Origin of the sequence: Ottowia flava, assembly GCF_008017535.1 — a bacterium.
Lineage (GTDB): Bacteria > Pseudomonadota > Gammaproteobacteria > Burkholderiales > Burkholderiaceae_C > Ottowia > Ottowia flava.
Window position 1 is genome coordinate 1 of the sequence record NZ_VRUA01000037.1, and the last position, 14,157, is coordinate 14,157.

Below are 14,157 nucleotides of genomic sequence, written 5' to 3' on the forward strand. Positions count from 1 at the left end.
GCCGCATCCCGCCGGTCGAGTACCGTGTCAAACTGTTCCCTAACCTCTACTTCTGACTGGCCCAGAAAATCGAAGGGATTTCAACTTTTTGATAGCTGCTCGCGCCGGTGGTTGTAGGGTTGGAGGCCGAAAACACCTTGAACAGGTGTACCAGGCTCAACTCATTCCCCACCGATCAAGCGCGTGCTCGGCGTGCGCCGGCCCAGCCGTTCGCAGCGGCCGATGTGCTCGGCGTACTGCGCCGCCTGCTCGTCCGTCGGCCCATCCACCACCTTGCGCTGGCCACCGCCCGACGCCTCGTACGCCTGCAGCACCATGCCGCGCACCAGCACGGCCGCGTAGTGGCACGGGCCCATCTTGAACGCCGTGGCCTTGTCCTGCGCCAGCTCGTTCAGCCGTGCCATCAGCCGGGCGTTCGTCGGCGTTCCCTCGGCGGCGATGGCCTGCTGCGCGGTGCGCAGCGGCGCCAGGTCGCCTTGGCGCAGCGCGGCATCCACCGCGGCTTCGTACGCCAGCGTCTTGTCCACGTCGGACCAGGCGGGCGGCAGGCTGGCGGCGGCCGACTGAGCGTGCGCCGCGGGCGCGAGGCTGACCCACAGAAGGGCAGACGCGGCCAGGCGCGCGAGAGGGGAATGGCAGGTGAGCTTCATGGCCGAATTGTCGCTGTGCGTGCGGCGCTCCCGCCGCGTCGGCCCAGGCGCCGTGCTAAGGGGCTGGCCGCCCTGCCCGTTTGTCGCGCACCGCCACGCGCGACGTGGCCTCGTCGCGGAAGTCGAACGCCTCGGTCATGTCGTTCTTAACCTCGGTATCGGACAGTATTGGGCTGCTTCGACGGAAGCAGCTCAAACTGGGCTGGATAACGTTGAAACAGGGTCGTTGAGCTCCCCGTTTTGGACAGAAGGCCGGCCGCACGTAACTCTTTCGCCGCAACGCTTAGATGCAACGGCTTGCGAGTTGAAAGCTCAGGCAACGCCTTCAGCAGATCCTTGACCGCTGGAATCTTGGGGGTAGCTTTGACCTTTGCACGCACGTCGACAGCGGGAGCGGGTGGCAGCTTCCGCGCTGCATTTTCACGCTTTTCAAGCGCCGGCGTTTGAGGCGATAAGGGCGCAGGTAGGGAGTCGCTTACTACGTCTATAAGAACTACTTCATCGTAGAAGCTTTCGGGATTCGCAAAGATCTTCTGGGGCAGGCTGAAGCACAGGACACGACACCGACGCTCACGCAGCCACATCGCCAGGGGCACGAAATCAGCATCTCCCGAACATATCGCCACCACGTCTATGTCGTTGCGGCACACTGCCTCGACTGCATCAATCACCAAGGCGCTGTCTGTCGTTGTCTTGTCCACAATAAGGTTGGCAACAGGGCGCACGCCGTGCCGCCACAACACCGCCTCGATCGCACGGAGACTTTCCGCTCGCCCGTACGCGCGCCGATACACGATTCGATCCGCGAGGGACCGAACACTCAGGAGCACATGGTCCAGCGCCGTAGGATCATTGAGGTTGTCGGCGTCGATGAACACCGCAAGGCTACGTGCGGAACTGTCCCCACCGGACGCCGGTATCACGCAGTCACCTTCCAGGGAAGTGACTCCCCACCCCGCAACGGCTTCACCACCGCCTCCCCAAACGCCACTTCCTCCGGCAGCGTCCACGCCTCTTTGCTCAGCGTGATCTGCCCCGCGTTGCGCGGCAGACCGTAAAAGTCGGGGCCGTAAAAGGACGCGAAGCCTTCCAGCTTGTCCAGCGCGCCGGCCGCGTCGAAGGCCTCGGCGTACAGCTCCATGGCGCTCAACGCGGTGTAGCAGCCCGCGCAGCCGCTGGCGTGTTCTTTCAGTTGCGCGGGGTGCGGCGCGCTGTCGGTGCCGAGGAAGAACTGGGGCGATCCGCTGGTGGCGGCTTGCACCAGGGCTTGGCGGTGCTCTTCGCGCTTGAGCACGGGCAGGCAGTAGTAGTGCGGGCGGATGCCGCCGATGAACAGCGCGTTGCGGTTGTAGAGCAGGTGGTGCGCGGTGATGGTGGCGGCGGTGTGGGCGTCGGCGCTGGCGACGTACTGCGCGGCTTCTTTGGTCGTGATGTGCTCGAAGACGATCTTCAGCTCAGGGAAGTCCTGGCGCAGCGGGCGCATGACGCGGTCGATGAAGACGGCTTCGCGGTCGAACAGGTCGATGTCGCCGTCGGTCACTTCGCCGTGCACCAGCAGCTTGAGGCCGGCGCGCTGCATGGCTTCGAGCGTCTTGTAGGTCTTGCGCACGTCGGTCACGCCGGCGTCGCTGTTGGTGGTGGCGCCGGCCGGGTAGAGCTTGAGGGCGACCACGCCGGCATCGGCGGCGCGGGCGATTTCATCGGGCGGCGTGTTGTCGGTGAGGTACAGCGTCATCAACGGCTCGAAGGCCACACCGGCAGGCACGGCCTGCAGGATGCGCTCCTTGTATGAGAGCGCCTGCGCCGCCGTGGTCACCGGCGGCTTGAGGTTGGGCATGATGATCGCGCGGCCAAACTGCGCGGCGGTGTGCGGCACAACGGACGAGAGCGCGGCGCCGTCGCGCACGTGCAGGTGCCAGTCGTCGGGGCGGGTCAGGGTGATCTGGGTAGGGGCGGTCATGCGGGAAATTGTCGCATCGCGCCGCGGCAGACGCCGGTGGTGGCACAGGGGTGAATTGACTACTTTGCAGGTCAAACCCCAATGATGAGGGCGCACTAACGTCATATATTTGTCACCTGACCGTCTTAAAGTCGCTGCCCGTGGCATCCATCGAGCTTCACGATATCGGCAAGCAGTGGGGCGAGACGCAGGCACTGCGCGACGTCACCCTGCACATCCCCTCAGGCACCTTCTGCGTGCTGCTGGGCCCGTCGGGCTGCGGCAAATCGACCACGCTGCGCATCCTGGCCGGTCTGGAAACAGCCAGCACCGGGCGCGTGCTGATCGATGGCCGCGACGTCACGCAACTGCCGCCCGCGCAGCGCGGCATCGCGATGGTGTTCCAGAACTACGCGCTGTTTCCGCACCTGTCGGTGGCCGACAACATCAGTTTTGGCCTGCAGGTACGCAAGCTGCCTTCGGCCGAGCGTGAGAAGCGCCTGCGCGAGACCGCGCAGCTCTTGGGCCTGGACTCGCTGCTCGACCGCAAGCCCAGCCAGCTCTCGGGCGGCCAGCAGCAGCGCGTGGCGCTGGGCCGCGCGCTGGTGGCGCAGGCCAAGGTCTGTTTGATGGACGAGCCCCTGTCCAACCTGGACGCGCAGCTGCGCCAGGACATGCGGCGCGAGCTGCGCGATTTGCAGCAAAAGCTGGGCCTGACGGTGGTGTACGTTACGCACGATCAGGCCGAGGCGATGAGCATGGCCGACCAGGTGGTGCTGCTGAACCGCGGCCAGGTGGAACAGGCCGCCAGCGCCCGCACGCTCTATGCGCGCCCGGCCACCACGTTCGCCGCGCGCTTCATCGGCACGCCACCGATGAACCTGCTGGCGCTGGAAGACGGCCGCATCGTCGGCACCGATATCGACACCGGCCTGCCCGCCGCCGCGCGCCAGTTGGGCGTGCGCCCCGAAGCGGTGACGCTGGGCGCGCAAGGCCTGCCCGCCACGGTGGCCAGCATCGAATACCTGGGCGCCGACAGTGTGCTGTCGTGCGCGCTGGGCGACGGCCCCGGCGCGCAGCGGCTGGCGGTGCGTGCGCCCGGCCACCTGGACGTGCCCGTCGGCGCGCCGGTGCAGTTGCTGATCGACCCGCAAGACCTGCATGTGTTCGATGCCGATGGGCGGCGCATCGACACCGACTCGTCCCACCAGGGCGATGCCGCCTCGACCACTTCTCCTACCCCTTGAAGGACCTACCCCCCATGCAACGCCAACAGTTTCTTCGCCGATTTGCTTCCATTACCCTAGCTGCTTGCGCAGGTCTGGCAGGCGTTACCGGCACATCTCATGCCCAAACGCCGGTGGAAGTGCCGTTCTACTTCCCGGTTGCCGTGGGCGGGCCGATCACCAAGATCATCGACGGCTACGCCAACGAATTCATGAAGGCCAACCCCGGCATCAAGGTCGACCCGATCTACGCCGGCACGTACCAGGAAACCATCGTCAAGGCGCTCACGGCGCACAAGTCGGGCACGCCGCCCGTCACCTCGGTGCTGCTGTCGACCGACATGTTCACGCTGATCGACGAAGACGCCATCATCCCGTTTGACAGTTTCGCCAAGACGCCGGCCGACCAGGCCTGGATGAAGAGCTTCTACCCCGCGTTCATGATGAACAGCCAGACCGGCGGTAAGACCTGGGGCATCCCGTTCCAGCGCTCCACCGTGGTGATGTACTGGAACAAGGAAGCCTTCAAGGAAGCCGGGCTGGACCCGAACACGCCGCCCAAGAACTGGGCCGAGCTGAAGGCCATGGCCACCAAGCTGACCAAGAAGGACGCCAGTGGCAAGGTCACGCAGTACGGCATCCAGATCCCATCCAGCGGCTTCCCGTACTGGCTGTTCCAGACGCTGACCACGCCCAACGACGTGATCCTGGCCAACGACGCGGGCACCAAGGTGACGTTCGACAACCCGAAGGTCGTTGAGGCGCTGCAGTACTGGGTCGACCTGGGCAAGGCCGGCATCCACCCCCCTGGCGTGGTCGAATGGGGCACGACGCCCAAGGACTTCTTCGAGAAGAAGGCCGCCATCATCTTCACCACCACCGGCAACCTGACCAGCATCCGCGCCGGCGCCAAGTTCGACTTTGGCGTGGGCATGATCCCGGCCAACAAGCGCGCCGGCTCGCCCACCGGCGGCGGCAACTTCTACCTCTTCAAGACGTCGACGCCCGCGCAGCAGCAGGCCGCGATGAAGTTCATCCAGTGGATGACGCAGCCTGAGCGCGCCGCGCAGTGGAGCATCGACACCGGCTACGTCGCCACCAGCGCCGCCGCCTACGACACGCCGGCGCTGAAGAAGTACACGGCCGACTTTCCGCCCGCGCTGGTCGCCCGCGACCAACTGCCGCATTCGGTGGCGGAGTTTTCGACCCACGACAACCAGCGCGTGACCAAGGCCCTGAACGATGGCCTGCAGGCCGCGCTGACCGGCACCAAGACGCCCGCGCAGGCCATGAAGGACGCGCAGGCGGAAGCCAACCGCCTGCTGCGTGGCTACAAATAAGTGAGCTGGTTGCGCAGGTCGTTGTAGGGCCAGAGCATGATTTCTTTTGAAATCTTGCTTTGCCACACCGCGCACGACTGAGCTACCGCCGCCGACCCGATGCTGTCTGAACGCCGTTTTGCCATCCACGCCTGGCTGCTCCTGCTGCCGGCGATGGTGCTCCTGGTGGCGTTCACGCACTACCCGGCGGTGCAGACGCTGATCGACAGCTTGTATTCGACGCCCAAGGGCGCGCGAGCGAGCGTATGGGTCGGGCTGGAGAACTACCAGGTCATGGTGGACGACCCGGTGTTCTGGATGGCGGTGCGCAACAACCTGTGGTTTGCCGCGGCGACGATCCCGTGCTCGATCGGGCTGGCGCTGCTGATGGCGCTGTGGGTGAACGAGCGCATCGCCGGGCGCGCGTTCCTGCGCACGGCTTTCTTTACGCCGACCATCCTGCCGATGATCGCGGTGGCCAACATCTGGCTGTTCTTCTACACGCCGCAGTACGGCCTGCTGGAGCAGATCACCCGCGCCTTCGGCCTGCCCACGCACAACTGGCTGGGCAGCCCCAGCACGGCGCTGGGCGCCGTCACCGTGGTCGCGATCTGGAAGGAAGCCGGCTTCTTCATGATCTTCTACTTGGCCGCGTTGCAGACGCTGAACCCCAGCCTGCGCGAGGCTGCGGCGATTGAAGGCGCGTCGCGCTGGACCTTTTTTCGGCGCGTGCAATGGCCGCTGTTGATGCCGACCACGCTGTTCGTGCTGGTCAACGCCTTCATCAACGCCTTCCGCATGGTCGACCACCTGTTCATCCTGACGCGCGGCGGGCCCAACAACGCGTCCACGCTGTTGCTCTACCACCTGTACGAGGTGGGCTTCAGCTTCTGGGACACGGCCTACGCCGCAGCCATCACCGTGGTGCTGGTGGTGGTGCTGGCCGGCATTGCGCTGGTGCAGTTCTTCGTGCTGGACCGCAAGGTGCACTACAAATGAGCGCGCCTTCCGAACGCTTGGCGTACAACGAGCCGACCTGGCTCGACACCGTGGCCGCGTGGGTGCTAGCCCTGCTGTGGATCCTGCCTCTGGCCTACGCCTTCTGGACGGCGTTCCACCCCGCCGAATTCGCCACGCGCTTTGACCTGACGGCACCGTTGACGCTGGACAACTTCCGCCGCGCCTGGGCGGCTGCGCCGTTCGCCCGCTACTTCTTGAACACGACGCTGCTGGTGACCATGGTGCTGGCCGCGCAGTTGGTGCTGTCCACGCTGGCGGCGTACGCGTTTGCGCGCTACCGCTTTCCGGGCCGCAACGTGGCCTTCGCGCTGGTGCTGGTGCAGCTGATGATCATGCCGGACATCCTGCTGGTCGAGAACTACCAGACCATGGCAAAACTGGGCCTGGTGGACACCCTGCTGGCCATCGGCCTGCCCTATTTCGCGTCGGCCTTCGCCATCTTCCTGCTGCGCCAGACCTTCATGGGCATTCCCAAGGAGCTGGACGAAGCCGCACGCGTGGAAGGCGCGGGCCCGCTGCAAACGCTGTGGCGCGTGTACGTGCCGCTGGCCAAGCCGGTCTACACAGCGTTTGCGCTGGTGTCGATCAGCTTTCACTGGAACAACTTCCTGTGGCCGCTGATCATCACCAACAGCCCGAGCGCGCGGCCGCTGACGGTGGGGTTGCAGGTGTTTTCATCGGTCGACCAGGGAGTGGATTGGTCGGTCATCACCGCGGCCACGCTGATGAGCTGCGCGCCGCTGCTGGTGGCCTTCTTGCTGTTCCAACGCCAGTTCGTGCAGAGCTTCATGCGCGCCGGCATCAAGTGACGCCGACGAGGAGCCGCCCGCCATGCAACTCGTGACCTGGAACACCCAATGGTGCTGTGGCCTGGACGGCAAGGCCGACCCCAAACGCATCGTCGATGGCGCTCGCGCATTGGCCGGGCCCGGCGGTTTCGATGTGCTCTGCCTGCAGGAAATCGCTCAGGGTTTTGAAGGCCTGCAAGGCGCGCCACGCGACCAGCCCGAGCAACTGGCCATGCTGCTGCCCGGCTACCAGCTGTTCTTCGGCGCCGCGGTGGACGAATACGTGCCCGGTGCAAGTGGCACCCTGCAGCGCCGACGCTTCGGCAACCTCATCGCCACGCGCCTGCCCGTGCGGCAGGTCGAGCACCACCGCCTGCCCTGGCCGGCCGACAGCGCCGTGCCCAGCATGCCGCGCATGGTGACGGCCGTGACGGTGGAGGCGCCTGGGTTGGGCTTGGTGCGCGTGATGACCACGCACCTGGAGTACTACTCGCCGCGCCAGCGCATGGCACAGGCCGAAGCGCTGCGCGCCTTGCACGCCGAAGCCTGCGAGCACGCCACCACCCCGCCCGCACCCAGCGAGCCACAGCTGCCGTTCTTCGCCAAACCGCACACGGCCCAGGCGATCCTGTGCGGGGATTTCAACCTGGCGCCGTCGGAGGCGGAATACGCCACGATCCAGCGCGCGGAAGCTGCTGCGCACCACCGCTGGCACGACGCCTGGCCGCTGGTGCATGGCGATGCGCCGCACGCGCCGACCTTCCGCCTGTTCGACCGGACCTATGGGCCCGAGCCGATCAGCTGCGACTTCTGTTTTGTCGACACGACGCTGGTGCCCCATGTGCGCGACATCCGCGTCGATGGCGCGACGCGCGCGTCAGACCACCAGCCGGTGGGTCTCGTACTTGGCTGATGGCCCAATCCCGCTGGGTAGAACTGAGCGCGGCTTACATCCGCCAGGAACCCGGCACCCAGGCCCAGGCACTGCCACTGAACTGCCAGTAGCCGGGCACGTAGTAGTGCGACGGCGAAGGGGCGGCGCCCATGGTTTCAGGCTGCGGGGCGGGCTTGATCGGGGCAGTGCCCTGTATCCAGCGACCCGGCTGCCAGGCCCAGCGCGCGCCGTCCCAGGCCCAGTAGCCGGTCAGCCAGCTGTAGCCCGCGCCAGGGGCGGCGCCCTGGATCTCGTTGATGGGGCCGGGCATGGTGCGCACCTGGTTGTTGCCGGTGGGTTGTTGCACCACCACCGTGGTGGGCTGCGTGGGCCGCTCGACCACGACTTCGCGTGTGCGCGTCACGCACCCCGACAACGCCGTGAGGGCCAACGCGCCACCGAGCGCGGCCACGGCCGGGGTGGACATCCAGAAACGGGAAGGCTTGACCATGTGTTGTTCTCCTGTGCACGCGGCACCCCCTGGCGCCGCCGGAGTTCCATTCCAACCCGACCGCGCGCCGCCCATTGCGGGCCGCTTTCCTGCGCGCTTGCAGGAATCGTCCGGCACGGCGTGCGAGGCAATGCCTCACGCCGCATGACCACCGGGCAGTCGCCTGGAGGCGCCAGCACCACGAAAAAAGCCGCGTGGAATACCACGCGGCTGCTTCTGGTACCGCCAGTGCCTCAGGCGGTGTAGTCGCCGCTCGCTTCTGGCTGGAACTCGATGGCCCGCACTTCCAGGGCGCCAGACTTGCCGTCCACGCCCAGCCAGCGCGCCGTGTCGCCCACCCGCAGGCCGAGCAGGCTGGTACCGATCGGCGAGAGGACAGAAATCATGCCCTGGGCCGCGTCCGCGTCGGGCGGGTAGACCAACGTCAGGCTGCGTTCGGCGCCGCCGGCCGGGTCAGCCACACGCACCTTGGAATACATGGTCACCACGTCGCCTGCGATTTCCTGCGGGCGCACCTGGTCGGCAAAGTCGATCATTTCGGCCAACTCGTCCGCGTGCGCGCTGGCGGCGCCCGCAGCAGCCTGGCGGCGCAACAGGCTGTGGATGCGCACATGGTCCAGATCGGTGATCGTGCGTTGCAGTTCGGCGGTGGATGACATGGCAGCCTCTCCTAGTGGAATCAGACGGGGCGAAACAGGCGTCGTCCCTGCGCCGGGTGAAACCGGTCCAGCTTGGACCGGTGAGAAAAGAAAGGGTTTCGCGCGGAAGGCGTGGGGCCCGACGATCCGGGTGCGCGGTGCTCGGTGGAGCGGGGCGGGGTTCGTCGGGCTCAGCGAAGTGCGGCAGCTAGGCGCGCACCCTGGGGCATCCAGGCCCCGGCCGTCGTGAAATGCGTCCACGCACGCAAACCCGCGCCGACCTGAGCGGCCGACGTGCCGTGTGCGCGGGCGCGCAGAAACGGATCGCTAAGGGTTTGCATGGAGTTGATGATACCGGTTTGGCCCGTGAAAGGCCAACGAAGGGACTTAACATACCCGCTTTGGGGCAGATTCGCCCCCTTGAAGAGTTTGTCGGCGCCTTCGGGCGCCTGTTTCTTGCCCATGTCCCAGCCGCCCGATTCCGCACCCACGCCGGTGCCGACCCCTCACCCTGCGGCCGATCAGACCGTTCCCTCCCGCGTACCGCTGGCCATCGAAGACTGGCTGACGGTGATCATCATGGCGCTGCTGGCGCTGATCACCTTTGCCAACGTGCTGGTGCGCTACTTCACCAGCGCCTCGTTCGCGTGGACGGAAGAGGTGTCGGTGTTCCTGATGATCGTGCTGGCCATGGTGGCCGGTTCGGCCGCCGTGGCGCGCAACCGGCACATCCGCATCGAGTATTTCGCCGACGCCGGCCCCGAAAAGCGCCAGCGCGCCCTGGCCCGCTTTGGCGCCGCCATGGTCGCGCTGCTGTTCGCGCTGATGGCCGTGCTGTCGGCGCGCGTGCTGTGGGACGACGTGCAGTACGGCGAAACCTCGCCCGGCATCGGTGTGCCGCAGTGGTGGTACACGATGTGGCTGCCCATCCTGAGCATCGCCATCATGCTGCGCGCCATCGGCCTGATGCGCCGCGGCGGCCGCCCCGCCAGCGACAGCAGCGAACTGCCCACCTCTCCCGAAGTGCGCGCCGAGGAGCACGCACCGTGATCGCGACACTCCTCTTCGCCGTCTTCATCATCACCATGCTGATGGGCGTGCCCATTGGCGCGTCGCTCGGCCTGGCCGGCGCCGCGGCGATCGCCATCGCCAACCGCGACACCGCCTGGTTCGGCCTGCTGGCAGTGCCGCAGAACTTCTACGCGGGCCTGGGCAAGTACCCGCTGCTGGCGATCCCGATGTTCGTGCTGGTCGGTTCGATCTTCGACCGCTCCGGCGTGGCCAGCCGCCTGGTCAACTTTGCCATTGCGCTGGTCGGCCGCGGCCCCGGCATGCTGCCCCTGGTGGCGATCTGCGTGGCCATGTTCCTGGGTGGCATTTCCGGCTCGGGCCCGGCCAACGCGGCCGCCGTGGGCGCGGTGATGATCGCCGCGATGAACCGCGCCGGCTACCCCGCCAGCTACTCGGCAAGCGTGGTGGGCGCCGCCGCGGCGACCGACATCCTGATCCCGCCGTCGGTCGCCTTCATCGTGTACTCGGTGCTGGTGCCGGGCGCGTCGGTACCGGCGCTGTTTGCCGCCGGCATGATCCCGGGCATTCTGGCGGGCATCGCGCTGATCGTGCCGGCCGTGTGGATGGCGCGCAAGCACGGCATGGGCGCCGAAGAATCCAAGTTGCCGCGCCCGCCCCTGCTCAAGAGCTTCATCGAGGCCATCTGGGGTCTGGCCGCACCGGTGCTGATCCTGGGCGGCATGCGCATGGGCTGGTTCACGCCGACCGAGGCCGCCGTAGTCGCCGTGTTCTACGGCCTGTTCGTGGGCATGTTCATCCACCGCACGATGACGCTGCGCGACCTGTTTCCCATCCTCAAGGAATCGGGCGAGCTGTCGGCCGTGATCCTGCTGGTGGTTTCGCTGGCGGGCATCTTCGCGTTCTCGCTGTCGACGCTCGGCGTGATCGATCCGATCACCAACGCGATCGTCCATTCAGGCCTGGGCGAATACGGCGTGCTGACACTGCTGATCCTGATGCTGATCACCGTCGGCATGTTCCTGGACGGCGTGTCGATCTTCCTGATCTTCGTGCCCCTGCTGTGGCCGATCGTGCAGCACTACCACTGGGACCCGGTCTGGTTCGGCGTGCTGTTGACGCTGAAGGTGGCGCTGGGCCAGTTCACCCCGCCATTGGCCGTCAACCTGATGGTGTCCTGCCGCATTGCGAATGTGCGCATGGAGCAAACCGTGCGCTGGGTGGGCCCGATGCTGCTGGCCATGGGCTTGGTGATGGTGGCGGTGATCATCTGGCCCCAACTGGCGCTGTGGCTGCCGCGTGTGCTGGGGTACTGAGAATTTTGAACGTTATCGGGCTCCAGCCCTACATGAGTCTGCGCAAGCAGCTGCGTTTTTGATAGCAAACCTGAGGAGAATGAACCCATGAAACTGCGTCGTCAACTGCTCGCTACCGCCGCCGCCGCGGCCGCCGCCCTCTCGCTGGGCACCGCCCTGCCCGCCCATGCGCAGACCAACTACAAGTCCGAGTACCGCATGTCGCTGGTCGTCGGCACCGCCTTTCCCTGGGGCAAGGGCGGCGAGATCTGGGCCAACAAGGTGCGCGAGAAGACCAACGGCCGCATCAACATCAAGCTGTACCCCGGCGTGTCGCTGATCCAGGGCGACCAGACGCGCGAGTTCAGCGCGCTGCGCCAGGGCGTGATCGACATGGCCATCGGCTCCACCATCAACTGGTCGCCCCAGGTCAAGCAGCTGAACCTGTTCTCGCTGCCCTTCCTGATGCCCGACTACGCCGCCATCGACGCGCTGACCACGGGTGAAGTCGGCAAACAGGTGTTCGGCATCCTCGAAAAGGCCGGCGTCGTGCCGCTGGCCTGGGGCCTGAACGGCTACCGCGAACTGACCAACTCCAAGCACCCGATCAAGTCGCCGGCCGACATGAAGGGCCTGAAGATCCGCGTGGTCGGCTCGCCGCTGTTCCTCGAGACCTTCACCGCCCTGGGCGCCAACCCGACGCAAATGAGCTGGGCCGATGCCCAGCCCGCGCTGGCCAGCGGCGCCGTGGACGGGCAGGAAAACCCGATGAGCATCTTCACCGCGGCCAAACTGCATACCGTGGGCCAGAAGTACCTGACCATGTGGGGTTACCTGGCGGATCCGCTGGTGTTCGTGGTCAACAAGGACGTGTGGAATTCGTGGACGCCTGCCGACCGCGAGCTGGTGCGCCAGGCCGCCGTCGAAGCCGGTGTCGAGCAGAACGCCATCGCCCGCAAGGGCCTGGTCGAGCCCGGCCAGCCGCTGCTCAAGGAAATCGAAGGTCTGGGCGTCACGGTCACCCGCCTGAGCCCCGCTGAGCGCGAAGCCTTCGTCAAGGCCACCCGCCCGGTGTACGACAAGTGGAAGCAGCAGGTCGGCACCGACTTGGTGAACATGGCCGAGAAGGCGATTGCAGCGCGGAAAAAGTAGCACTTAATAAGGCAATTTTCTTCGCAGACGTCTTTTCTACGAACCGGAAAGCATGTATTTTTGAGAGTGAGCTACAGCTCACATCTCATACATAAATTCAGGTTAGGAGACACTGTGAAACGCTTGCTGGCCCTTGCTTTTGGCGCAGCCGCCGTCGCCGTCTCGCCGCTACTCAACGCGGCGGTTCTCGACGACATCCGGACACGTGGCGAGGTGCGGCTGGGATACCGCCCCGACGCACCTCCACTGTCTTACGCATCGCCCGACGGGACCCATGGCATGGGCTTCGCCGTCGATCTGTGCAAGGCCGTAATCAACGATCTTGAGCAGCGCAAGCTGATCCCCGCGGGCACCAAGATCACGTACGTTCCCCTGTCCAATGCCGCCCGGTTCAAGGCTGTGGTGGACGGCGCAGTGGATGCCGAATGCGCCGATACCACCAACAACCGCGAAAGGCGCGACAAGATCGGCGTGGCGTTCACCATCCCGCACTACTACGCCGGCGTGCGCATGCTGGTTGCCACCAAGAGCCGCATTCAACGCCCCGAGGACCTGCGCGACAAAACGGTACTGGTGACCAAGGGCACCACCACGGCAAAGATCCTCGAGGAGCGCAACGCCAGCCTGCAGCTCAACGCCCGTAAACGAGATTGCGATTCACCCAGCGCGTGTTTCAAGGATCTGGCAGACAAGCGCGGCGATGCCTACATGATGGACGACATTCAGTTGTTCGCTCTGCGCGCGCAAGCGGCCCAACCGGCCGATTGGGAAGTGGTGGGCCGATTGCTGTCGATCGAGCCCTTGGCCATCATGCTGCCCAAGAACGACCCTGTCTGGAAAGCAGAATTCGATACCGTCCTGCGCCGCCTCATCCGTGATCGCGAGTTCCACACGATGTACTCGCACTGGTTTGAACGGCCGATTCCGCCGCAGAACATCAACTACCAGTTGCCTATGAACTACCTTCTGCGGGACTCGCTCAAATTTCCATCCGATCAGATCGGCGATTGATTTGCGGGCCGCGCGAAGCTGCGGCAAGTCGGTTTCGAGTCGCGTTAGGAAGCGATGCAGCGGTCTGCCAGATCGCCATGAAGTCGAGCACGGCGCGCGCGCTCAACGCGCAGACCATTGAAGCCCTCTCGCCGGCCAAGCCCCGCCCAGCGGGGCTCTTTTCTTGTACGTCAGACGCAGCCCCCGTGCCCATAATGCGTCAGTTCAACCTGACGGGAGACCGCCTTGACACTCGAATCCTTGCACACGCTACTGGCCCCTCTCTTCCCCGGCCTGATGGGCGTGACGCTGCTGGAGGCAACGCCCGAGCGTGTGCGCGCCGAAATGCCGGTGCGCCCTGACCTGTGCACCGCAGGCGGCATCCTGCACGGTGGCGCCTACATGGCGTTCGCCGACACGCTCGGCGCAGTCGGCACAGTGATGAACCTGGCCTCCGGCCAGACCACCACGACCACCGACTCAAGCACCAAGTTCATCGCAGGCGCTCAGGTGGGGACGGTGGTGACCGGCGAGTGTGTCGCCCTTCACCGTGGGCGCCGCACGCACGTCTGGCAAACAGAAGTGCGCTCGGACAAGGGAAAGTTGTGCGCCGTGGTCACCCAGACGCAATTGATTCTGGAGCCGACGGCGCCCTAGATGTAGTTTCTCAACACGTTGTTCCCGTCGAATGCGAGTCGCGTGATGGGAGGCAGGTGTTCGGTGGCT

At 65.7% G+C, this 14,157-nt stretch carries 15 protein-coding genes; 10 read left to right on the forward strand and 5 right to left on the reverse strand.

Going from position 1 to position 14,157, the window contains the following annotated elements:
* Positions 1-161: 161 nt before the first annotated feature.
* From FVQ98_RS19120 to pyrC, 3 genes are all read right to left on the reverse strand, one after another.
* The gene (locus tag FVQ98_RS19120; protein WP_147915050.1) at positions 162-650 is read right to left on the reverse strand and encodes a hypothetical protein; all 489 of its coding nucleotides are present in this window, start codon (positions 648-650) and stop codon (positions 162-164) included.
* A 146-nt stretch (positions 651-796) separates the two neighbouring features.
* A complete protein-coding gene (locus FVQ98_RS19125; RefSeq protein ID WP_255507866.1) occupies positions 797-1,528 on the reverse strand; it encodes an NYN domain-containing protein in 732 nt (243 codons plus the stop codon).
* Positions 1,529-1,569: 41 nt separating this feature from the next.
* The gene (pyrC, locus tag FVQ98_RS19130; RefSeq protein ID WP_147915051.1) at positions 1,570-2,610 is read right to left on the reverse strand and encodes a dihydroorotase; all 1,041 of its coding nucleotides are present in this window, start codon (positions 2,608-2,610) and stop codon (positions 1,570-1,572) included.
* Between the two features lie 140 nt (positions 2,611-2,750).
* Here pyrC and FVQ98_RS19135 point away from each other — a divergent pair, with 140 nt between their 5' ends.
* From FVQ98_RS19135 to FVQ98_RS19155, 5 genes are all read left to right on the forward strand, one after another.
* A complete protein-coding gene (locus FVQ98_RS19135) occupies positions 2,751-3,836 on the forward strand; it encodes an ABC transporter ATP-binding protein (RefSeq protein WP_147915052.1) in 1,086 nt (361 codons plus the stop codon).
* Between the two features lie 14 nt (positions 3,837-3,850).
* Entirely contained in the window at positions 3,851-5,155 is a 1,305-nt protein-coding gene (locus FVQ98_RS19140; RefSeq protein ID WP_147915053.1) for an ABC transporter substrate-binding protein, read from the forward strand.
* Positions 5,156-5,254: 99 nt separating this feature from the next.
* On the forward strand, positions 5,255-6,133 hold the full coding sequence (locus FVQ98_RS19145) for a carbohydrate ABC transporter permease (protein ID WP_147915054.1): 879 nt from the start codon (positions 5,255-5,257) through the stop codon (positions 6,131-6,133).
* A complete protein-coding gene (locus FVQ98_RS19150) occupies positions 6,130-6,963 on the forward strand; it encodes a carbohydrate ABC transporter permease (RefSeq protein WP_147915055.1) in 834 nt (277 codons plus the stop codon). The genes FVQ98_RS19145 and FVQ98_RS19150 overlap by 4 nt, the downstream gene beginning before the upstream one ends.
* Positions 6,964-6,985: 22 nt before the next feature.
* The gene (locus tag FVQ98_RS19155) at positions 6,986-7,855 is read left to right on the forward strand and encodes an endonuclease/exonuclease/phosphatase family protein (protein WP_147915056.1); all 870 of its coding nucleotides are present in this window, start codon (positions 6,986-6,988) and stop codon (positions 7,853-7,855) included.
* Positions 7,856-7,889: 34 nt separating this feature from the next.
* Here the strand turns inward: FVQ98_RS19155 and FVQ98_RS19160 are convergent, their stop codons facing one another.
* A complete protein-coding gene (locus tag FVQ98_RS19160) occupies positions 7,890-8,327 on the reverse strand; it encodes a YXWGXW repeat-containing protein (RefSeq protein ID WP_187265815.1) in 438 nt (145 codons plus the stop codon).
* Between the two features lie 233 nt (positions 8,328-8,560).
* Positions 8,561-8,986, reverse strand: coding sequence for a nucleoside diphosphate kinase regulator (gene rnk, locus FVQ98_RS19165; protein WP_147915057.1), 426 nt, complete (start codon positions 8,984-8,986; stop codon positions 8,561-8,563).
* 441 nt (positions 8,987-9,427) lie between these two features.
* Between rnk and FVQ98_RS19175 the strand changes: the two genes are divergently transcribed.
* From FVQ98_RS19175 to FVQ98_RS19195, 5 genes are all read left to right on the forward strand, one after another.
* Positions 9,428-10,015 (forward strand): TRAP transporter small permease, encoded by a 588-nt coding sequence (locus FVQ98_RS19175; protein ID WP_147915059.1) that lies wholly within the window; start codon positions 9,428-9,430, stop codon positions 10,013-10,015.
* Positions 10,012-11,310, forward strand: a complete 1,299-nt coding sequence (locus FVQ98_RS19180; RefSeq protein WP_147915060.1) for a TRAP transporter large permease — start codon at positions 10,012-10,014, stop codon at positions 11,308-11,310. Before FVQ98_RS19175 ends, FVQ98_RS19180 begins: the two co-directional genes overlap by 4 nt.
* Before the next feature lie 87 nt (positions 11,311-11,397).
* The gene (locus FVQ98_RS19185; RefSeq protein ID WP_147915061.1) at positions 11,398-12,441 is read left to right on the forward strand and encodes a DctP family TRAP transporter solute-binding subunit; all 1,044 of its coding nucleotides are present in this window, start codon (positions 11,398-11,400) and stop codon (positions 12,439-12,441) included.
* Between the two features lie 114 nt (positions 12,442-12,555).
* Complete coding sequence (locus FVQ98_RS19190) at positions 12,556-13,452, forward strand: amino acid ABC transporter substrate-binding protein (protein ID WP_187265816.1); 897 nt, start codon at positions 12,556-12,558, stop codon at positions 13,450-13,452.
* A 225-nt stretch (positions 13,453-13,677) separates the two neighbouring features.
* A complete protein-coding gene (locus FVQ98_RS19195) occupies positions 13,678-14,088 on the forward strand; it encodes a PaaI family thioesterase (RefSeq protein WP_255507867.1) in 411 nt (136 codons plus the stop codon).
* Positions 14,089-14,157: the final 69 nt, after the last annotated feature.

What these genes read in the sequence shown, in the direction of transcription:
- FVQ98_RS19150 (WP_147915055.1), top strand. Translation starts at nt 6,130, where the DNA reads ATGAGCGCGCCTTCCGAACGCTTGGCGTACAACGAGCCGACCTGGCTC.
- rnk (WP_147915057.1), bottom strand. Translation starts at nt 8,986, where the DNA reads ATGTCATCCACCGCCGAACTGCAACGCACGATCACCGATCTGGACCAT.
- FVQ98_RS19160 (WP_187265815.1), bottom strand. Translation starts at nt 8,327, where the DNA reads ATGGTCAAGCCTTCCCGTTTCTGGATGTCCACCCCGGCCGTGGCCGCG.
- FVQ98_RS19155 (WP_147915056.1), top strand. Translation starts at nt 6,986, where the DNA reads ATGCAACTCGTGACCTGGAACACCCAATGGTGCTGTGGCCTGGACGGC.
- pyrC (WP_147915051.1), bottom strand. Translation starts at nt 2,610, where the DNA reads ATGACCGCCCCTACCCAGATCACCCTGACCCGCCCCGACGACTGGCAC.
- FVQ98_RS19120 (WP_147915050.1), bottom strand. Translation starts at nt 650, where the DNA reads ATGAAGCTCACCTGCCATTCCCCTCTCGCGCGCCTGGCCGCGTCTGCC.
- FVQ98_RS19175 (WP_147915059.1), top strand. Translation starts at nt 9,428, where the DNA reads ATGTCCCAGCCGCCCGATTCCGCACCCACGCCGGTGCCGACCCCTCAC.
- FVQ98_RS19140 (WP_147915053.1), top strand. Translation starts at nt 3,851, where the DNA reads ATGCAACGCCAACAGTTTCTTCGCCGATTTGCTTCCATTACCCTAGCT.
- FVQ98_RS19145 (WP_147915054.1), top strand. Translation starts at nt 5,255, where the DNA reads ATGCTGTCTGAACGCCGTTTTGCCATCCACGCCTGGCTGCTCCTGCTG.
- FVQ98_RS19185 (WP_147915061.1), top strand. Translation starts at nt 11,398, where the DNA reads ATGAAACTGCGTCGTCAACTGCTCGCTACCGCCGCCGCCGCGGCCGCC.